The organism is Micromonospora sp. DH14, assembly GCF_029809455.1.
Lineage (GTDB): Bacteria > Actinomycetota > Actinomycetes > Mycobacteriales > Micromonosporaceae > Micromonospora > Micromonospora parva.
This window is the reverse complement of sequence record NZ_JARVKT010000010.1, coordinates 15,386-34,689: the sequence shown is the minus strand read 5'-3', so window position 1 is coordinate 34,689 and position 19,304 is coordinate 15,386. Positions and strand designations below refer to the sequence as shown.

18 protein-coding genes are annotated in these 19,304 nt (G+C 71.6%); 13 read left to right on the top strand and 5 right to left on the bottom strand.

Annotation, left to right across the window (positions count from 1 at the left end; all coding sequences use genetic code 11):
- Positions 1–56 precede the first annotated feature (56 nt).
- Positions 57–1,229 (bottom strand): acyl-CoA dehydrogenase family protein, encoded by a 1,173-nt coding sequence (locus QCZ28_RS15275; RefSeq protein WP_030336937.1) that lies wholly within the window; start codon positions 1,227–1,229, stop codon positions 57–59.
- Between the two features lie 118 nt (positions 1,230–1,347).
- On the opposite strand from QCZ28_RS15275, the gene QCZ28_RS15270 reads away from it, so the two are divergent.
- The 3 genes from QCZ28_RS15270 (at position 1,348) to QCZ28_RS15260 (ending at position 4,681) form a co-directional block, all read left to right on the top strand.
- Entirely contained in the window at positions 1,348–2,004 is a 657-nt protein-coding gene (locus QCZ28_RS15270) for a TetR/AcrR family transcriptional regulator C-terminal domain-containing protein (RefSeq protein WP_279517281.1), read from the top strand.
- An 80-nt stretch (positions 2,005–2,084) separates the two neighbouring features.
- Complete coding sequence (locus QCZ28_RS15265) at positions 2,085–3,542, top strand: aldehyde dehydrogenase family protein (protein WP_279517280.1); 1,458 nt, start codon at positions 2,085–2,087, stop codon at positions 3,540–3,542.
- Entirely contained in the window at positions 3,539–4,681 is a 1,143-nt protein-coding gene (locus QCZ28_RS15260; RefSeq protein WP_279517279.1) for an alcohol dehydrogenase catalytic domain-containing protein, read from the top strand. Before QCZ28_RS15265 ends, QCZ28_RS15260 begins: the two co-directional genes overlap by 4 nt.
- 6 nt (positions 4,682–4,687) lie before the next feature.
- Here the strand turns inward: QCZ28_RS15260 and QCZ28_RS15255 are convergent, their stop codons facing one another.
- Positions 4,688–5,434 (bottom strand): aminoglycoside phosphotransferase family protein, encoded by a 747-nt coding sequence (locus QCZ28_RS15255; protein ID WP_279517278.1) that lies wholly within the window; start codon positions 5,432–5,434, stop codon positions 4,688–4,690.
- 124 nt (positions 5,435–5,558) lie between these two features.
- On the opposite strand from QCZ28_RS15255, the gene QCZ28_RS15250 reads away from it, so the two are divergent.
- Both QCZ28_RS15250 and QCZ28_RS15245 read left to right on the top strand, forming a co-directional pair.
- Complete coding sequence (locus QCZ28_RS15250) at positions 5,559–5,924, top strand: PadR family transcriptional regulator (protein WP_030336945.1); 366 nt, start codon at positions 5,559–5,561, stop codon at positions 5,922–5,924.
- Entirely contained in the window at positions 5,921–7,297 is a 1,377-nt protein-coding gene (locus tag QCZ28_RS15245) for a permease prefix domain 1-containing protein (protein ID WP_279517277.1), read from the top strand. The genes QCZ28_RS15250 and QCZ28_RS15245 overlap by 4 nt, the downstream gene beginning before the upstream one ends.
- 62 nt (positions 7,298–7,359) lie before the next feature.
- Here QCZ28_RS15245 and QCZ28_RS15240 read toward each other — a convergent pair whose 3' ends face one another.
- Entirely contained in the window at positions 7,360–8,217 is an 858-nt protein-coding gene (locus QCZ28_RS15240; RefSeq protein WP_279517276.1) for an SPFH domain-containing protein, read from the bottom strand.
- A gap of 222 nt (positions 8,218–8,439) precedes the next feature.
- Between QCZ28_RS15240 and QCZ28_RS15235 the strand changes: the two genes are divergently transcribed.
- From QCZ28_RS15235 to QCZ28_RS15200, 8 genes are all read left to right on the top strand, one after another.
- Positions 8,440–9,201 (top strand): ABC transporter ATP-binding protein, encoded by a 762-nt coding sequence (locus QCZ28_RS15235; protein WP_279517275.1) that lies wholly within the window; start codon positions 8,440–8,442, stop codon positions 9,199–9,201.
- Positions 9,188–9,880, top strand: a complete 693-nt coding sequence (locus QCZ28_RS15230) for an ABC transporter ATP-binding protein (RefSeq protein WP_279517274.1) — start codon at positions 9,188–9,190, stop codon at positions 9,878–9,880. The genes QCZ28_RS15235 and QCZ28_RS15230 overlap by 14 nt, the downstream gene beginning before the upstream one ends.
- Positions 9,881–9,943: 63 nt before the next feature.
- Positions 9,944–11,182, top strand: a complete 1,239-nt coding sequence (locus QCZ28_RS15225; protein WP_279517435.1) for an ABC transporter substrate-binding protein — start codon at positions 9,944–9,946, stop codon at positions 11,180–11,182.
- On the top strand, positions 11,179–12,060 hold the full coding sequence (locus tag QCZ28_RS15220; protein ID WP_279517273.1) for a branched-chain amino acid ABC transporter permease: 882 nt from the start codon (positions 11,179–11,181) through the stop codon (positions 12,058–12,060). Before QCZ28_RS15225 ends, QCZ28_RS15220 begins: the two co-directional genes overlap by 4 nt.
- Positions 12,057–13,070, top strand: a complete 1,014-nt coding sequence (locus QCZ28_RS15215; protein WP_279517272.1) for a branched-chain amino acid ABC transporter permease — start codon at positions 12,057–12,059, stop codon at positions 13,068–13,070. The genes QCZ28_RS15220 and QCZ28_RS15215 overlap by 4 nt, the downstream gene beginning before the upstream one ends.
- 78 nt (positions 13,071–13,148) lie before the next feature.
- A complete protein-coding gene (locus QCZ28_RS15210) occupies positions 13,149–13,820 on the top strand; it encodes a transcriptional regulator (RefSeq protein ID WP_279517271.1) in 672 nt (223 codons plus the stop codon).
- A gap of 81 nt (positions 13,821–13,901) precedes the next feature.
- On the top strand, positions 13,902–15,470 hold the full coding sequence (locus QCZ28_RS15205) for an MFS transporter (protein WP_279517270.1): 1,569 nt from the start codon (positions 13,902–13,904) through the stop codon (positions 15,468–15,470).
- A gap of 11 nt (positions 15,471–15,481) precedes the next feature.
- On the top strand, positions 15,482–16,090 hold the full coding sequence (locus QCZ28_RS15200; protein ID WP_279517269.1) for a TetR/AcrR family transcriptional regulator: 609 nt from the start codon (positions 15,482–15,484) through the stop codon (positions 16,088–16,090).
- Between the two features lie 71 nt (positions 16,091–16,161).
- On the opposite strand, the gene QCZ28_RS15195 is transcribed toward QCZ28_RS15200, so the two are convergent.
- Both QCZ28_RS15195 and QCZ28_RS15190 read right to left on the bottom strand, forming a co-directional pair.
- Positions 16,162–18,081, bottom strand: coding sequence for a helix-turn-helix domain-containing protein (locus QCZ28_RS15195; RefSeq protein WP_279517268.1), 1,920 nt, complete (start codon positions 18,079–18,081; stop codon positions 16,162–16,164).
- A gap of 14 nt (positions 18,082–18,095) precedes the next feature.
- The gene (locus tag QCZ28_RS15190; protein WP_279517267.1) at positions 18,096–18,878 is read right to left on the bottom strand and encodes a 3-hydroxybutyrate dehydrogenase; all 783 of its coding nucleotides are present in this window, start codon (positions 18,876–18,878) and stop codon (positions 18,096–18,098) included.
- Positions 18,879–19,304: the final 426 nt, after the last annotated feature.

The following is a 19,304-nucleotide window of genomic DNA, read 5'->3' as shown; positions in this document are numbered from 1 at the left end:
CGTCGGGGACGACCGGGCGCGCACCCGGCCGTCCCCGACGGCGTACGGCATCCGGCTCAGGCCAGGTGGCCGCCGATCTTCGTGTAGCCGCGCAGCAGGTCCCGGGAGATGATCAACCGTTGCATCTCGTCGGTGCCCTCGAAGATCCGGTAGAGCCGGACCTGCCGGTACCAGCGTTCGATCGGCAGTTCCCGGGTGTAGCCCATGCCGCCGTGGATCTGGAGCACCCGGTCGACCACCCGGTTGACCATGCCGGCGCCGTAGAGCTTGCCCATCGACGAGGCGTGCCGGGGGTCCAGCCCCTGGTCGACCGTCCACGCCGAGCGCAGCACCAGCCAGCGGGCCGCCTCCAGTTCGGTCTCCGAGTCGGCGATCATCCACTGGATGGCCTGGTTGGTGCCGATCGTGGCGCCGAACGTCTCCCGGGTGTTGGCGTAGTCGATGGCCATCTGCAGCACCCGCTCGGCGATGCCGATGGCGTGCGACGGGATGGTGTAGCGGCCCTTGCCGATCCACTCCATGCCGAGCGTGAAGCCCTGCCCGATCTCGCCGAGGATGTTGCGGTGGGGCACGCGGACGCCCTCGAAGATCAGCGACGCCGGCCCGCCCTCGCCCATGGTCTGGATGAACTCGGAGCGCCAGCCCATCGACCGGTCCACCAGGAACGCCGTGGCGCCACCGTTGCGGGCGCCCTTCTCCCGGTCGGTCACCGCGACCACGATGGCGAAGTCGGCGTCGTGGCCGCCGGTGATGAAGGTCTTCTCGCCGTCGAGGATCCAGTCGTCGCCGTCGCGGCGGGCGGACAGCCGGATGTTTGCGGCGTCCGAACCGGCGCCCGGTTCGGTGATCGCGAAGCAGGAGCGGCGCTCGCCCTCGATGGTCGGGATGAGGAACTCCCGCTTCTGCTCCTCGGTGGCGTGGAACAGGATGTTGTCCGCCTCGCCGCCGAAGCGGAACGGCACGAACGTGCGGCCCAGTTCGGTCCAGATCAACGACTGGAGGACGGCCGGCAGGTTCATCCCCCCGTACTCTTCCGGTGTGGCCAGGCCCCAGAAGCCGAACTTGCGCGCCTTGAGTTGCAGTTCCCGCACCTCGGAGTGGTCCAGGCCCGGCTGGTGCGCCCGTTCCCGGCGGAGCACCTCCGCTTCCAGGGGCATCACCTCGCGGGTGATGAACGCGCGCACGGTGTCTCGGACGGCGCGTTCCTCGTCGGACAGTGCGAAGTCCACGGTTCCCCCTCGGTCGACGTGGCGGTGCGCCGCTGCGGGACGCAGCGGTCACACCTAAACTAGCGGTGTAAGTTTTCATTCGTCCAGACCCCACGACCCGACACCCTCAAGGAGCGCAGTGCCCCGACCCCGCCAGCCCCGGCTCACCCGGCAGCTGATCGTCGAGAGCGCCACGGCGCTCATCGACGCCGAGGGCCTGCCCGCCTTCTCCACCCGCCGGCTCGCCGCCGAACTGGGCGTTCGCGGGCCGTCGCTCTACAACCACTTCGCCACCAAGGACGAGATCCTCGACGCGGTCGCCGACACGGTCACCGGCGCTGTCGACACCAGCGGCTTCGCCAGCCGGGACTGGGTCACCGCGCTGCGGGACTGGGCCTGGTCGTACCGTCGGGCGCTCACCGCGCACCCGAACATCGTGCCGTACCTCGCGCAGGGGCCGGGTCGTCGACCGGCCGCCCTCGCGATGGCCGACGCGGTCTACGGCGGCCTGGTCCGGGCCGGCTGGCCGCCGGCCCGCGCCACCCACATCGGCGCGGCGCTGCGCTACTTCGTGGCCGGGTCGGCGCTCGGCTCGTTCGCCCGCGGTTTCGTCGAGGACCCGGAGTTGTACGCGGCGCACTACCCGCACCTGCGCCAGGCGCACCGGCTCGCCGAGCACCAGCAGAGCGTCGACGAGGGCGCCTTCGCCCTGGGCCTGGACGCCCTGCTGCACGGGCTGGCCGCCGAGTACGCCCGCACCGTCGGCCCGGTGGAGTCCGCCCGGCCCACCGGGTAGCGTCCAAACTCCCAGCGCTAGTTTCATCGCCCCTCGCGACCCCGTCGCCATCGCCCATCGCCCACCCCCGAAGGGACGACATGGACCTCGCCGCCGCCCCGCCGTCGCAGTTGCCCGACCCCCTGCGCCTGCGGCGCCACCTGCACGTCGACGGGGAGTGGACGTCGCCCGCCGGCACCGACCTGATCGACGTGGAGAACCCGAGCACCGGGGAGCTGATCGGGCAGGTGCCGGCCGGCACCCCGGCCGACGTGGACCGCGCCGTGGCCGCGGCCCGCGCCGCGTTTCCCGGCTGGTCGGCCGCCACCCCCGCGCAGCGCTCCGCTCACCTCGACCGGCTGCACACGGCGCTCGCCGCCCGGGCCGACGACCTCGCCCACACCATCGCCGGGGAACTCGGCGCGCCGCTCAAGCTCGCCACCCGGGTGCAGGTCGGGCTCCCGTTGAGAGCGCTGCGCGACCACGTGGCGCTCGCCGCCCGCGAGCCGGTCGAGGAGCACATCGGCAACTCCCTCGTCGTCCGCGAGCCGATCGGCGTGGTCGGCGCGATCACGCCGTGGAACTACCCGCTGCACCAGGTGATGGCGAAGCTCGCCCCGGCCCTGGCCGCCGGTTGCACGGTGGTGCTCAAGCCCAGCGAGCTGACCCCGTTGACCGCGTACCTGCTCTTCGACGCGGTCACCGAGGCCGGTCTGCCGCCGGGGGTGCTGAACCTGGTCAGCGGCACCGGGCCGGTGGTCGGCGAAGCTCTCGCCGGGCACCCCGACGTCGACCTGGTCTCGTTCACCGGCTCCACCGCCACCGGCGCGCGGATCATGCGGCTCGCCGCCGACCGGATCGCCCGGGTCGCGCTGGAGCTGGGCGGCAAGTCCGCCAACGTGATCCTCCCGGACGCCGACCTGGCCACCGCCGTCAAGGTGGGCGTCGGCAACGCCCTGCTCAACTCGGGTCAGACCTGCACCGCGTGGACCAGGATGCTGGTGCACCGCGACCGGTACGACGAAGCCCTCCACCTGATCGCCACGGCGGTGGCCGGCTACCGGCTCGGTGACCCGTTCGACCCGGCGACCCGGCTCGGCCCGTTGGTCTCCGCCGCCCAGGCGCAGCGGGTGCGCGGCCACATCGACCGGGCTGTCGCCGACGGCGCCCGGCTGGTCGCCGGTGGACCGGACGCGCCGGTGCCGGCCCGGGGGCACTTCGTCGCCCCCACCGTCTTCGCCGACGTGCACCCCGACAGCGCGCTCGCCCAGGAGGAGGTCTTCGGCCCGGTGCTCGCCGTCATCCCGTTCGCCGACACCGACGAGGCGGTCGGCATCGCCAACAACTCGAAGTACGGGCTGGCCGGCGCGGTCTGGTCCGCCGACACGGACGCGGCGCTGGCGGTGGCCCGGCGGCTGCGCACCGGCGCTGTCGACATCAACGGTGCCCCGTTCAACCCGCTCGCCCCGTTCGGTGGCTACAAGCAGTCCGGCCTGGGCCGGGAGTTGGGCGTGCACGGGCTGGCCGAGTTCTGCGAGCTGAAGGCGATCCAGCGATGACCGGCGGCGAGCTGTCCCCGGCCGTGCCGGGCGGCGGCACCGAAGCGGCGTCCGCGCCGGTCACCGTTCGCGCGCTGGTCGCGCGCGGGTCGGGTGCCGAGCTGCGGGTCGAGCGGGTACGCCTGCCCGCGCCCGGCCCCGGCGAGGTGCGGGTGACGATCACGGCGGCCGGTGTCTGCCACTCCGACCTGTCCATGGTCAACGGCACCCTCGCCGCGAGGTTCCCGCTGGTGCTCGGGCACGAGGCGACCGGCGTGGTGGCCGAGACCGGGCCGGGCGTGCAGGTGGCCGTCGGTACCCCGGTGGTGCTCAACTGGGCACCGGCGTGCCGGGCCTGCTGGTGGTGCCGGCGCGGCGAGCCGTGGCTCTGCGCCGCCACCACGGCCCCGACGGTGGCGCGTGGCGAGACCGACGACGGTGTCCCGCTGCACCTGACCCTCGGCCTCGGCGCTCTCGCCGAGGCGGTGGTGGTACCCGAGCGTGCCGTCATCCCGATCCCGGCCGGGCTGCCCCCCGAGCAGGCCGCACTGCTCGGCTGCGCGGTGCTCACCGGCGTGGGTGCGGTCCGCAACACCGCCCGGGTGACGCCCGGCGAGTCGGTGGCGGTCGTCGGGCTCGGTGGCGTCGGGCTCGCCGTGCTCAGCGCGGCCCGCCGGGCCGGTGCCACCACGATCCTGGCCATCGACGTCGCGGAGGCGAAGCGGGACCTGGCGCTGGCCGCCGGGGCCACCGACTTCCTGCTCTCCGACGACCGGCTCTCCAAGGAGGTACGGGCGCGCACCGAGAGCCGTGGCGTCGACCACGCCTTCGAGTGCGTCGGTCGGGCCGCCACCATCCGTGCCGCCTGGCGGCTCACCCGGCGCGGCGGAGCGGTGACAGTGGTCGGGATGGGCGCGAAGGACGACATGGTCAGCCTCGGCGCGCTGGACATCTTCCACTCGGCGCGCACGCTGCGCTCCTCGGTGTACGGATCGTCCGACCCGGATCGGGAGGTGCCGATGCTGGCTGCCGAGCTGGCCGACGGCGCACTGGATCTGGGGGTGCTGGTCAGCGGCACGATCCCGTTGGACGAGGCGCCCACGGCGTTCGACCGGCTGGCCCGGGGTGAGGGCGCCCGCTGGGTGGTCACCCTCAGCTGACGCCGGTCACAGCCGGGATTTCAGGACGTCGACCTCGCAGCCTGGTGCGAACGGGTCGAAGCCGTGCGCGACGAGCCAGCGGATCGCCAGCAGGCTGCGCGCTGACCACCAGCCGCGGATGACGTCGAGGTCGACGTCGGCGCGGTAGCCGGCGAGGACGTCGGCGAGGCGTTCCTCGTGCCCGAGCGTCAGGGTGGCCAGGTCGAAGAGGGCGTCGCCCTGGCCCGCCTCGGACCAGTCGATCACCCCGGTGATCTCGTCGCCGTCGACGAACACGTGGGTGATCTGCAGGTCGCCGTGCGTGAACACCGGGGTCCACGGTCGGAGCGCCGCCTCGGCGACCTGGCGGTTGCGGGCGACCAGGTCGGTGGGGAGGACGCCGTCGCGGACGAGCCACTCGCACTCGGCGTCGAGCTGTGATGTCAACTCGGCGCGGTCGCGACCGGGCCACGGCGGTAGCGGCGCGTCGTGCAGCTTCCGAACGGCGGCGCCCACGGCGGTCCACGCCGCCGACGACGCGGTCGACGGCTCGCCGAGGCGGCCGAGTGCCGTACCGGGCAGGGCGGCGAGCGCGAGCACGGGCGGCTGGCGCCAGAGGACCTCGGGAGTCGGGACCGGCGCGATGGCCATCGCCTCGACCTCGACGTCGGTGCGCCCCGAATCAGCGTCGATCTTCAGGAACACGTCGCCGATGCGCAGGGTGGCGCGTTCCTGATGGGCTACGACCACCTTGACCTCCGGCACACCGGCCATTGTGGTGACCCGGCCATCGGGATTCGAGCGATTTTCGCCGGGCCGGTGGTGGCGCTGAGGTTGTGTCAGGCGCTATACCTAGCAGTACTATGCATCGTACTTCTAGGTTTGGGTGGGAGGTTTCATGAAGGTCGCCAAGGACCTGGTCGCCGCCTCGGCGACCCCGATGGTGCTCGGCATCCTGGCCGAGGGCGAGAGCTACGGCTACGCCATCCTCCGGCGGATCAACGAGCTGTCCGGGGGTGAGCTGGACTGGACCGAAGGGCTGTTGTATCCGTTGCTGCACCGACTTGAGCGCCTCTCCTATCTGGAGTCGAGCTGGCAGTCGGTCGCCGGTGAGCGCAAGCGCAAGTACTACCGCATCACCGACAGCGGCCTGGCTGAGCTGGCCGAGCAGCGCCGGCAGTGGGACACGGTGGTGGGCGCGCTCAAGGAGATCTGGCAGGACCGCGCGCCGCTGACGGTGCCCCCGTTGGGGGGCCTGGCATGACGGCGCCCGACGGCCCGGAGGAGTTGGAGGCGCAGTTCGCCCGGTGGCGCCAGTACGTGCTCCGCCGCCGGGAGTTGCAGGCGGTGGACGCCGACGAGTTGGAAGACCACCTGCGCGGCTCCGTCGACGAACTCGTCGCCGCCGGCCTGAGCCCGGACGAGGCGTTCCTGGTCGCGGTGAAACGGATGGGCAGCCTCGACGAGCTCTCCCGCGAGTTCGCCCGGGAACACTCGGAACGGTTGTGGAAGCAGTTGGTGCTGACCGGCGACTCCGCCGGCCCGGCCGACGGCCCCCGCTCCCGGCGGGACCTGTGGGTGATGCTCGCCTGCGCGGCGGGCGCGCTGGTGTCCGTCAAGGTGCCGGCGCTGTTCGGGCTGAGCTTCGCCGACGACGGCGCGTTCTACGCGCGGAACTTCACACTGTTCGCGTTGCCCTGGCTGGCGGCGTACCTGGCCTGGCGTCGCAGCGCCCGACGGTCGGTGATCGCGGCGCTCGCGGTCCTCTTCGCCCTCGGCGCGGTGGCGGCCAACGCCTACCCCCTGGCGGACGACTCGCAGTCAGTGGTCGTCACCAGCGTCCACCTTCCCATCGCCCTGTGGCTGGTGGTCGGCCTGGCCTACGTCGCCGACGACTGGCGCTCGTCGCGTCGGCGCATGGACTTCATCCGGTTCACCGGCGAGTGGTTCATCTACCTGGTGCTCATGGCGCTCGGCGGCGGCGTGCTCGCCGCGTTCCTGTTCAACACGTTCGCGGCCATCGGCATCGTCCCGGAGGAGTTCGTCTCGCAGTGGCTGCTGCCCGGTGGCGCCGCGGCGGCCGTCGTGGTGGCCGGGTGGCTCGTCGAGGCCAAGCAGAGCGTCGTCGAGAACATCGCGCCGGTGCTCACCCGGCTGTTCACCCCGCTCTTCACGGCCGCCCTGCTCGCCTTCCTCGTCGCTGTCGTCTGGACCAGCCACGGCATCGACGTCGAGCGTGAGGCGTTGCTCCTCTTCGACCTCCTGCTGGTCGTGGTGCTGGGGCTGCTGCTCTACTCACTGTCGGCCCGCGATCCGTCGGCCCCGCCCGGCCCGTTCGACAAACTCCAACTCGCGCTCGTGGTCAGCGCGTTGGCCATCGACGTGCTGGTGCTGATAGAGATCACCGGGCGCATCACCGACGACTACGGCGGTACGCCCAACCGGGCCGCCGCGCTCGGCGAGAACGTGATCCTGCTGGTCAACCTCGCGTGGTCGGCGTGGCTCCTGCTGACCTTCATCCGCCGGCGCACGCCGTTCGCGGCGCTCGAACGGTGGCAGACCGGTTACCTGCCGGTGTACGCGGCGTGGGCCTGGATCGTGGTGCTGGTGTTTCCGCCGCTGTTCAGCTTCGCGTAGTCGGCGAGCGACCAGCCGCGAACCGAGGCCGGCCCACCCGCCACGGGTGGGCCGGCCCGCTGTCACTTGCCGGTGACGATGCCCGGGTTGATGCACAGGCCCGGGTTCGCGCCGTTCTTCTCCGCGATCTCCAGGCAGCGGGTCACCTTGTCCACCTTCGCGTTGGTCTCGGTGATCTGCTTGGAGATCTCGGCGTTCTTGCGGTCCTGCTCCAGGTTGCGGGTCTGGGCCAGCTTGTCCTGGAACGCCTTGATGTTGCCCTCGGTCTTGTCGTCGTGGTTGACCCGGGTGATGGTCACCGAGAGGATGTCCACGTCGCTGGCGAGGCGGGTCTCCGCGCTGGTCTTGATGTTCGCGGCGAACGGCTTCAGGTCGACGTTGAGGTCACCGGTCCGGGCGTCGATCTTCTCCAGCGGGTTGTACGCGGCGAAGGCGTCGTTCACCGCGCTGTCGAGCTGCACGCCCACCCGCTGACCGCGGAAGCTGCCGAAGTCGCCCTTGTAGTCCATGAACTGCTTCGGCGCGTTCTCCGGCTTGACCTGCCATTCGACGAGCACCTCGACGCAGGCGTCGGCGAGGGTTCCGGTGCGCACGCGTACGCAGTTGTTGCCGCCGATGTGGTCGTACTTCTGCCGGCCCGCGTCCCACTCGCCGACCTTCTGCCAGGGCGCCACCCACTTCAGGCCCGATCCGGTCACCTCTCCGGTGGGCTTGCCGAAGCTGGTGACGATGCCGACCGAGCGGATGGGCACCGAGTGGGCGCTGGAGGCGATGCCGACCACCAGCGTGAGGGCGAGAAGGCCGAGCGCCGCGAGGGCGGCCATCCGCTTGAGCGGCCGGGCGGGAGCGACGAGAGCGACGACGGCGCTGACCGCCAGGGCGACGGCGAAGACGATCGCCATGGTGAAGCCGACGGGCATGGGGTGGGGACCTTCCGCTGGGCTGTGTGGATCATCAACCTAGGGGGTCCGGTCAAGTCGACGGCACGGGGAGTGGAGTTCACGCACGTCAGACGTGGGTCGAATATGGAGTCCATCGACATGGTTCGACTCTGGCGGCCCGCCGTAGGTTTCGTCCACGCGACGGGCCTGTGACCGCGGTCACCGAACCGACCGTCGCCGCGACGTGCGGAGGATGAGGCGATGGCCGGGCAAGCGCTCCTGTCGGCCCGTGGGCTGACCCGCGACTTCCGGGGCTTCCGGGCGGTCGACGACATCGACCTCGACGTGGCGTCGGACAGCGTGCACGCGCTGGTCGGCCCCAACGGCGCGGGCAAGACCACCCTGTTCAACCTGCTCACCGGCTTCCTGCGACCCAGTGGTGGACGGATCGAGCTGGCCGGGCGGGACGTCACCGGGCTGCCCCCGGAGCAGGTGGCCCGGCTCGGTGTGGCCCGCTCGTTCCAGATCACCAGCCTCTTTCCGCAACTGTCCGCCCGCGAGCACGTCGCGCTGGCGTTGCAGTCGTCCAGTGGACTGGGCTGGCGGTTCTGGCGGTCGGCGAAGCTGATGGGCCGCTACACCGAGCGGGCCGACGACCTGCTCGCCATGGTGGGGCTGGCCGAGCTGGCGCACGCCCCCTCCGCGGCCCTGGCGTACGGCCGGAAACGCGCCCTTGAGCTGGCCATCGCCCTGGCGTTGGACCCGAAGGTGCTGCTGCTCGACGAGCCGACCGCGGGCATGGGCCTGGAGGACGTCGACCGCACCGTCGAGCTGATCGGCCGGGTCCGCCAGGGCCGGACCGTGGTGATGGTCGAGCACAACATGAGCGTGGTCGGCCGCCTCGCCGACACGGTCACTGTGCTCCAGGCCGGCAAGGTCCTCGTCGAGGGCCCGTACGAGCAGGTCCGCGCCGACGAGCGCGTGATCACCGCCTACCTGGGAGTCGCCGATGCTGCGCATTGAGAACCTGTCCGCCTTCTACGGGGAGGCGCAGGTGCTGCGCGACGTCAGCCTCGAGGTCTCCGTTGGCGAGGTGGTCACCCTGGTCGGCCGCAACGGTGCCGGCAAGTCAACCCTGCTGCGCTGCGTGATGGGACTGCATTCCGGTCAGCGCGGCACTGTGGAGTTGGACGGGCGGGACATCACCAGGCTGCCGGCGCACAAGCGGGCCCGACTGGGACTGGGCTGGGTGCCCGACGACCGGGGCAGCTACGCCACGTTGACAGTCACCGAGCATCTCACGCTGCCACCCACTGTCGGCCCCGACCCGTGGTCGCTGGAGCGGGTGTACGAGGCGTTCCCGGCTCTGCACACGCGCCGGGACTCGGCGGCCACCATGCTCTCCGGCGGCGAGCAGCAGATGCTCGCGCTGGCCCGGGTGCTGCGGATGGGCGCCCGACTGCTGCTCTGCGACGAGCCCACCGAGGGGCTGTCGCCACTGCTGGTGCAGCAGGTCGGTGACCTGCTGCGCGAGGCCAAGCGGCACGGGGTGACGGTGCTGCTTGTCGAACAGAACCTGCACTTCGCCACCGGTGTCGCCGACCGGCACTACCTGCTGGCCGAGGGCCGGGTCGCCGAGGCGATGGACAACTCCGAGGTGCGTTCGCGCGAGCGCGAGCTGCTCGCGTACCTCGGAATCTGAATTTTCCCAACGACGACCCGCGCGACGACGCGCGGGATGGATGGAGTGGGCATGCGCAGGACGATGGGTGTGGCCGCGGCGTCGGCCGTGGTGGTGCTGGTCGCCGGATGCGGCGGCGGCGGACCTCAGTCGAGTGGCGACCAGAAGCTGACCGGCGACAAGATCGTGCTGGGCGTGCTCAACGACCAGTCCGGGGCGTACTCGGAGCTGTCCGGGAAGAACTCGGTGGCGGCGGTGGAGATGGCCATCGCCGACTTCACCGCGAAGTACGGCGACAAGGCGGTGACCACCGACATCACCGTGGAGACCGCCGACCACCAGAACAAGCCGGACGTGGCCAACTCCAAGGCCCAGGAGATGTACGACCGCAAGGGCGTCGACCTGATCCTGGACGTGCCCACCTCGTCGGCCGCGTTGAAGGTCGCCGACGTGGCGAAGGAGAAGAAGAAGCTCTACTTCAACATCGGAGCGGCGACCACCGACCTGACCGGCAAGAGCTGCAACAAGTACACCTTCCACTACGCGTACGACACGTACATGCTGGCCAACGGCACCGGGAAGACCACCACCGAGCAGATCGGCAAGAACTGGTACATCCTCTACCCGAACTACGCCTTCGGTCAGGACATGGAGAAGAGCTTCTCCACCGCGATCACGGCGGCCGGCGGCACTGTGGTCGGCAGGGACGGGGCGCCGTTCCCGAACACCAGCGGTGACTTCTCCACCTTCCTGCTCAAGGCACCGAACCTGAATCCGAAGCCGGACGTGCTGGGCACCATGCAGGCCGGCGCGGAACTGGTCAACGTGGTGAAGCAGTACAACGAGTTCAAGCTGCGGGACAAGGGCGTCGGCCTGGCGGTGGGGCTGATGTTCCTCACCGACATCCACTCGCTCACCCCGGCCGCGCTGGCCGGCACCACGTACACCGACGCCTGGTACTGGAACTTCGACGCCAAGAACCGGGAGTTCGCCGACCGCTTCCAGCAGAAGGCCGGCACCCGGCCGACGTTCGCGCACGCCGCCAACTACTCCGCGGCGTTGCAGTACCTGGAGGCCGTGCAGGCCGCCGGCACCGACGACGCGGACGCCGTGGTCAAGGGCTTGGAGGGCAAGACGGTCGAGGACGTCTTCCTGCGCAACGGGAAGATCCGCGCCGAGGACCACCGGGTGGTGCACGACGCGTACCTGGCCCAGGTGAAGCCGCAGGCCGAGGTCGCCGAGCCGTGGGACTACGTGAAGGTGCTCAAGACGATCCCCGCCGCGGAGGCGTTCCGCGCGCCCTCGGCGGACTGCAAGCTATGAGCGGATTCGCGCAGAACACGTTCAACGGGTTGGTGAGCGGGGCGTTCTACGCCCTGCTCGCCCTCGGGCTCGCGGTCATCTTCGGCATGCTGCGGGTGGTCAACTTCGCGCACGGCGCGTTCTACATGCTCGGCGCGTTCGGGGCGTACGTGCTGCTCAGCGAGGCGGGCGTGCCGTTCTGGGCCGCCCTGGTGATCATGCCGGTGGGGTTGGGCCTGCTCGGCATGGCGCTGGAACGCGCGGTGATCCACCGGCTCACCAAACTGGACCCGCTCTACAACTTCCTGCTCACCTTCGGTCTCACGCTGATCCTTCAGGACCTGGTGAAACTGCGCTACGGCGTGCAGTCCAGCCCGTACGAGACGCCGTCGGTGTTGAGCGGGTCGGTCGACTTCGGGCTGTTCGACTTCCCGACGTACCGGGTGTTCATCCTCGGCTTCACGGTGCTGCTCTGCGTCGCGGTGTGGTGGGTGCTGACCCGGACCCGGATCGGTATGGTGGTCCGCGCGTCCACCGAGCGGCCGGACCTGACCCGCGCCTTCGGCATCGACGTCGGACGGTGGGTGACCCCGGTCTTCGGCTTCGGCATCGGGCTGGCCGGCCTCGCCGGGGTGTTGGCCGCGCCGATGCGCGCGGTCAACCCGTTGATGGGCGCCGACCTGATCATCGTGGTGTTCGCCGTGGTGGTGATCGGCGGGTTGGGCTCGATCTTCGGGTCGGTCGCCGCCGGCTTCGGCATCGGGCTGGTGCAGGCGTGGGGTGAGGCGTACCTCTCCGACTTCCCGCTCGTCTCGCAGACGATCGTCTTCGTGGTGATGGCCGGCGTGCTGCTCTGGCGCCCGGCCGGCCTGTTCGGTCGGGAGGAGGCCCCCGCATGACCAACACCGTGGACACCCCTACCGACGCGTCCCGCTCGACACCACCGTCCGGGCTGATCGCCGTGGCCCGTGCGCCCGGCTGGGTTCGGTACGCGCTGCTCGCCGTCGGCCTGGCCGTCGCGGTGTGGCTGCCCAACGGCCTCTACCCGGCGGTCGCGGTCGACATCCTCTGCTGGGCGCTGTTCGCCGTGGCGGTGGACCTGCTACTGGGTTTCACCGGGCTGATGTCCTTCGGTCACGCCGCGTTCTGGGGCACCTCCGCGTACGTCACCGGGCTGGTGGCCATCCACGCCGGCCTGCCGTTTCCCCTCGCGGTGCTGGCCGGGGCCCTCGCCGCGGCGGTGCTGGCGGTGCCGATCGGCTACCTGGCGGTCAAGCGGACCGGCATCTACTTCGCCATGGTGACCCTGGCCTTCGCGCAGATGGTCTACTACGTGGCCAACGAGTGGCGTTCGGTGACCCAGGGCGAGAACGGCCTCCAGGGGGTGCCCCGCGAGCTGTTCGGCCTCGACCTCACCGACGACTACTTCTTCTACTACGCGATCCTGCCGATCGTGCTGCTCGGGCTCGCCGCCGCCTGGCGGATCGTGCACTCACCGTTCGGTCGGGTGCTGGTCGGCATCCGGGACAATTCGGCCCGAGCGCGGGCACTGGGCTACCCGGTGCACCGCTACAAGCTCACCGCGTTCGTGCTCTCCGGGTTCATCGCCGGCCTCGGTGGCGGGTTGTTCGCGGTCGGCCACCGGTTCGTCTCCCTGGACGTGCTGCACTGGACCACCTCCGGCAAGGCGGTCATCGTGGTGGTGCTCGGCGGGATCGGGACCCTCTGGGGCGGGGTGCTCGGCGCCGCCCTCGTGGTCCGGCTGGAGGACTGGTTGTCGTTCTCCGGGTTCGAGGCGATCGGCCTGGTGACCGGCGGCATCTTCGTCCTCGTCGTGGTGCTGTTCCGGCGCGGCATCTGGGGCAGCGTCGCCGCGTTGGCCCACCGGCTGGCGGCCCGTCGCCGCTGAGATTGCGCGACGGCGCATCCGCCACGCGCCCTTCGAGCGAACCCCCGGGTAGAGACCGTCTACCCGGGGGTACGTGTGGTGCTGAGCGCTTCGATGCCGGCGGAGGCCGTGGAGATCGCGCACAAGCAGGTTCTGCTGGCAGCCGAGGACCTGGACGCCAACGGCGTCGCCTCGTTGCTGCTGGAGTTGGTCGGGGCGTGGGGCGTGCCGGCGCTCTGGGAGCAGGTGTGCCGTCCGCTGCTGGCCCGGCTGCCGGGGCGGACCGCCGCCGAGGTCGCCGTCGGGCACGCCCTCTTCGAGGGTGTCCGGGTCGGGCTGGACGCGTACCGCCGGGAGCCGGGCCGGTCGCTGCCCACCGGCGGGGTGCTGCTGGCCGGTTCCGAGAAGGAGGCGCACAGCCTGGGTCTGCTCGCGCTCGCCGCGGCGTTGCGCGAGCAGGGTCGCGGCTGTCTGAATCTCGGCCCCGCGCTGCCCTGGTCCGCGCTCACGAGCGCGGTGTACCGGGCGCGCCCGCACACCGTCGTGCTCTGGTCGCAGACGCCGCTCACCGGCCGCGCGTACCGCCTGGTGCGCTTCGCCCGGGACTTTCCGCGCCTTCGGGTGTACGGCGCGGGGCCGGGGTGGATCGAGCCGCTCGGCGAGCCGGCAGTGCGGCTCGGCACGTTGGCGGACGCCGTCGCCGCCTGCCTGGCGGTCGCGCCGGGACGTGACGCCCACCACATACGATACGGATCGGTGCCGTATCGTTAATGCGCGTCGTACGCTGACTCGCGTTACGAGTCTGACCCGTATCGTATTTCGTCGCGGGTGATCATGGGGGGAAAGCCAGGAATGGAACTGCAGAACAACACGGGACACCCGAGGCGGTGGGCGATCCTGGGGGTGCTGGTGATCAGCCTCCTCGTGGTCGTCCTCGACAACACGATCCTCAACGTCGCCCTGCGCACCCTGGCCGACCCGGTGCACGGCCTCGGTGCCAGCCAGGGCGAGCTGGAGTGGTCCATCAACTCCTACACCCTCGTCTTCGCCGGGCTGCTGTTCACCTTCGGCGTGCTCGGCGACCGCGCCGGCCGCAAGCGCTTCCTGATGATCGGTCTGCTGGTGTTCGGCCTGGCGTCGCTGCTCTCCGCGTACGCCCAGAGCCCCGGACAGCTCATCGCGGCCCGCGCCCTGATGGGGGTCGGCGGCGCGGCCATCATGCCGGTGACGCTGTCGATCATCTCCAACGTCTTCGACCCGCGCGAGCGCGGTCGGGCCATCGGGGTCTGGGCCGGCGCTGTCGGCCTCGCCGTGGCGATCGGCCCGATCCTCGGCGGCGCGCTGCTGGAGCACTTCTGGTGGGGTTCGGTCTTCCTGATCAACGTGCCGGTGGTCGCCGCGGGCGTGGTGCTGGTGGCGCTGCTGGTCCCCGAGTCGCGCGACCCGCGCCCGGGCCGCATCGACGTGCTCGGCGTCCTGCTCTCCGTGGTCGGCCTGGTCGCTCTCTCCTACGGCATCATCGACGGCGGCGAGCACGGCTTCGGCCGCCCGATGGCCTGGGGCTCGATAGTGGTCGGCGTCGCGGTGCTGGCCTGGTTCGTGCAGCACGAGCGGCGCAGCGACCACCCGTCGCTGGACGTCCGGCTGTTCAAGGTGCCCCGGTTCGCCGCTCCGGTCGCCATCGTCGGCCTGGTGTTCTTCGCCGCGATGGGCTCGATGTTCTTCGGCTCGTTCTACCTGCAACTCGTGCGTGACTACAGCCCGTTGCAGACCGGTCTGCTCTTCCTGCCCTTCGCCGGCGCCCAGCTGGTGTTCGCGCCGCGCAGCGCCACGATGGTCCGCCGCTACGGCGGCAAGGCCGTCGCCGCCGTCGGGTTGGTGCTGACCGCCGTGTCACTCGGCGCCTTCGTCTTCATCGGCGCCTCCACCCCGATCTGGATCGTGCTGCTCGTCTTCCTCATCCAGGGCGCCGGGATGGCCAACATCATGCCGCCGGCCACCGAGTCGATCATGTCGGCGCTGCCCCGGGAGAAGGCCGGGGTGGGCTCCGCGGTCAGCAACACCATCCGCCAGGTGGCCGGCGCGCTCGGCGTTGCCGTCCTCGGCTCGGTGCTCTCCGCTGTCTACCGCAGCGACATCGGTGACGCGCTGACCGGCCTGCCCACGCAGGCCCAGGACGCGGCCAACGAGTCGATCTCCGGGGCGTACGCGGCGGCGGGCCAGCTCGGCCCGGCGGCGCCGGGGCTGATCTCGGCGGCCAACGACGCCTTCGTCACCGCCATGCACTGGGCGGCCGGGCTCTCCGCGGTGATCGCCGCGCTCGGGATCATCGTGGTGCTGCGCTGGATGCCGGGCAAGGAGGAGACCAGCGTCGCCCCGGTGGCGCCGGTCGCCGAGCCCGAGTTGGCCGGCACGGCCTAGGTGCGGGAAGAATGTCGGACATGACGTCCACTGCTGATGCTCCGCGGTCGCCCGGGCGACCGCGGAGCATCCGTGCCGACGAGGCGATCATCGAGGCCACCCTCGACCTGCTCGCCGAGGGCAGCACCATCGAGGCGCTCTCGATCGAGGCCATCGCCGCCCGCGCGGGCGTCGGCAAGGCCACCATCTACCGCCGCTGGGCCGGCAAGGACGCGTTGCTGCTGGACGCGCTGCGCCGGCTCAAGGGCATCATGGCCCAGCCGGCCGGCACCTCCGTCCGCGACGACCTGGTGCTGTTGGTCGGCGCGGTCGGCACCAACGTCGACCCGCGAGCGGCGAAGATCATGCCCTGCCTGGTGCCCGCCGTGAACCGCACCCCGGACCAGTACCAGCTCTACCAGAACATCATCGAGCCCCGGCGACAGCTGATGCGCGAGGTGCTGCGGCGCGGCATCGACGAGGGGGTGCTGCGCGCTGACATCGACGTCGAGGTGACCATGGCGCTGCTCACCGGGCCGATGCTGATCCAGCGGGTGTTGCAGTGGAATCCTGACCTGGACGACAAGGACCTGCCCGAACGCGTCGTCGACGCGGTGCTGGAGGGCATCCGCGCCCGCTGACGTCGGCTCGGTCGGCTCGGTCGGCACGGCGGCACGGCGGTCCGGTCGGCACGGCGGTCCGGGCGGCGCGGTCAGCCGGCTGGCGCGCGCAGCCGGTGCAGACGCAGCGCGAGCTGCACCTCCAGCGCCCGCTCGGGGCGCTGCCAGTCGACGCCGAGCAACTGCCCGACCCGCTCCAACCGCTGGGTCACCGTGTTGACGTGCACGTGCAGTTGCTCGGCGGCCCGGGCCAGGCTGCCACCCACCCCGAAGTACGCCTCCAGTGTCTTCACCAAAGCCGTGCCTCGGCGGGCGTCGTAGTCGAGCACCGGGCCGACCGTGGCGCTGAGGAACTCCGTCACGTCCTTCTCACCGCGGTCACCGACAGTGCCCAGCAACAACCCGACGAAGCCCAACTCCACGGTGCTCGCGCCCTGCCCGGCACGACCCAACGCGCCCAACGCCGTCAGACACCGGTCCGCCTCCTGAAACGTCACCGCCAGCGCCGCCGGGGTGTTCGCCGGACCACTCGCCCCGGCGGTCACCGGGCGGCCGGTCACCCGGGACAGGTCCCGGGCCACCGCGCGGGCACTGCCGCCGGCGTCCGAGCCCGGCAGCATCAGCACCACCCGGCCATCGCGGGCCGCTGCCAGTCCGCCGCGCGCCGAGGCGTACGTGGTGGCCCAGGAGAGCACCCGCTGCCGAGCCGAACCGGTCGCGGCGATAGCGTCGTCACCCACCGCCACCAGCACGTGCGGCGCGTCCAGGTCCACGCCGAGCCGACGGGCCCGGCTGCGCAACGCGTCGGTGTCGCGCAGCGGGCGGGCGATCAGGTCGTCCAGCAGCTCGCCCCGCACCCGCCCCTCCGCCTCCGCGACCGTGCGGCGGAACAGCAGCAGCAGCGCGGTCACCAACGCGGCCCGCTCCAGGATGCGCTGGTCGGCGTCGACCAACTCGTCGTCCGGGCGCAGCACCAGGGCGCCCAGGTTCTCCGCGCCGGCCACCACGGCGGCGTACCAGAGGGGGCCCCGGCGGACGCTGCGCCCCTCGGTCCGGGACGCGGCCACCGCCTCGACGATGTCCGCGCGGTCCGGCTCCTCGATCTCACCCACCCGGGCCAGCAGGCGGCCCTCGGCGTCCAACGCCAGCAGCGCGCCGCCCAGCACCTCGGTCACCGCCGCCGCCACGTCCTCCACCCCACCGCCGCGCAGCACCAACGCGGTCATCCGGTCGTGGGCCGCCGCCGCCCGCTCCACCGAGCTGCTGTGCGCCCGGATGGTGGTGTTCGCCGCCGACAACTCGGCCAACGCCGAACGGGTCTCGGCCAGCAGCCGGGCGGTGTCGATCGCCACCGCGGCGTGCGCGGCCAGCGACACCAGCAGCGCCACCTCCTCCCGGACGAACGGCCGAGCCGAACGGTTGGCGGCGTAGAGCACCCCGATCGAGGTGGAGCCGAGCCGCAGCGGCACCCCGAGGATCGCCACCAGACCCTCCTCGCCCACCCCCGCGTCGATCTCGCCGGTGTGGTGGAAGCGGGCATCCTCGCCGTAGTTCGCGGTGACGTACGGGGCGCCGGACTGGGCCACCAGGCCACCGAGGCCGGCACCCATCGGCAGGCGCAGCCGCTGGAAACGGGCCGAGACCGACCCGTCGGTCACCCGCATGTAGGTGTCGCCGCGTTCGTCGTCGTTGAGCGTCATGTACGCCACGTCCGCGCCGAGCAGGTGGCGGGCCCGGTGCACGATCGCCCGCAACACGTCGTCCAGGTCGCGCAGCCCGGCCAGGTCGCTGACCGTGTCGTACAGGCCGGACAGCTCGCTCTCCCGGCGGCGGCGACGCTCCAGCAGCGCGCGGACCCGCAACGCCACCGCCCTGGCCTGCTCCAGCTCGGCCAGCCGCTCCGGTGGCAGCCCGGCGGCCCGCGCGGCCACCAGTGGTCCCTCGAACTCGACGGCCGCGGCCTCTCGGGCGAGCAGTTCCAGGAACTCCACCGGCGATGACATGGTCGACATTGTGCTCAGCCCCACTAGTTGGCCGTCCAGCCCCCGTCGAGGGCGATCGACGCTCCGCTGATGAACGCCGCCGGCGGCGAGCAGAGGTACGCCAGCAGTTCGGCCACCTCCTCCGGCTCGATCAACCGCTTGATCGCGGCCCGGGCCAGCATGATCTTCTCGACCACCTCGGTCTCGTCGATGCCGTGACTGGCCGCCTGGTCGGCGATCTGGCTCTCCACCAGGGCGGTGCGCACGTACGCCGGGTTGATGCAGTTGGCGGTGACCCCGTGCGCGGCGCCCTCCAGCGCGACCACCTTCGACAGCCCTTCGAGGGCGTGCTTGGCCGAGACGTACGCGGCCTTGTAGGGCGAGGCCCGCAGCCCGTGCACCGAGGAGATGTTGATGACCCGCCCCCAGCCCCGGGCGTACATGTGCGGCAGCGCCCGGCGGACCAGCAGGAACGGCGCCTCCACCATCACCCGCTGGATGTACTCGAAGCGCTCGACGGGGAAGTCCTGCAACGGCGCGACGTGCTGGAGCCCGGCGTTGTTCACCACGATGTCCACGTCCGCGTCGAGGGAGTCCACCGCCGCCGCGTCGGACAGGTCGATCCCCTCCGCCCGGCCCCCGGCCTCGGCGGCCACCGCCTTGGCCGCCTCCAGGTTGCGGTCCACCACGAGCACCGTGGCGCCGGCCGCGCCGAGCCGCAGGGCACACGCCCGCCCGATGCCGCCGCCGCCCCCGGTGACCAGGGCGGTCCGACCGGTGAGGTCGACCTGTACGACGTGGGGGACCACCACGGGTTCTGCCGTCATGGCGCAAGAAGTTACGAGCTGTGTGCCCCCCGGCACATGGGCCGGCGACACATACTCCGTGCCGAAGCTGTGTGGCCCGCCCGCCCCCGCCATCCACTCACCCGCCCACTCCCACCCGCAGTCAGGCCCACTCCCATCCCCGCGCCCCGCGTCGCCTCGCCCCGCGTCGCCTCGCCCCGCGTCGCCTCGCCCCGCGTCGCCTCGCCCCGCGTCGCCTCGCCCCGCGTCGCCTCGCGCAGTCTCGCGCCGCGCAGTCTCGCGCCGCGCAGTCTCGCGCCGCGCAGTCTCGCGCCGCGCAGTCTCGCGCCGCGCAGTCTCGGCTCGCGCAATGATCCACTCGGCTTTCAGGAAGTCGGGGCATCGGGGCGGTTCTGACCCCGCGACTTCCTGAAAATCGAGTCGATCAACGGGCGAGGCCGGGACGAC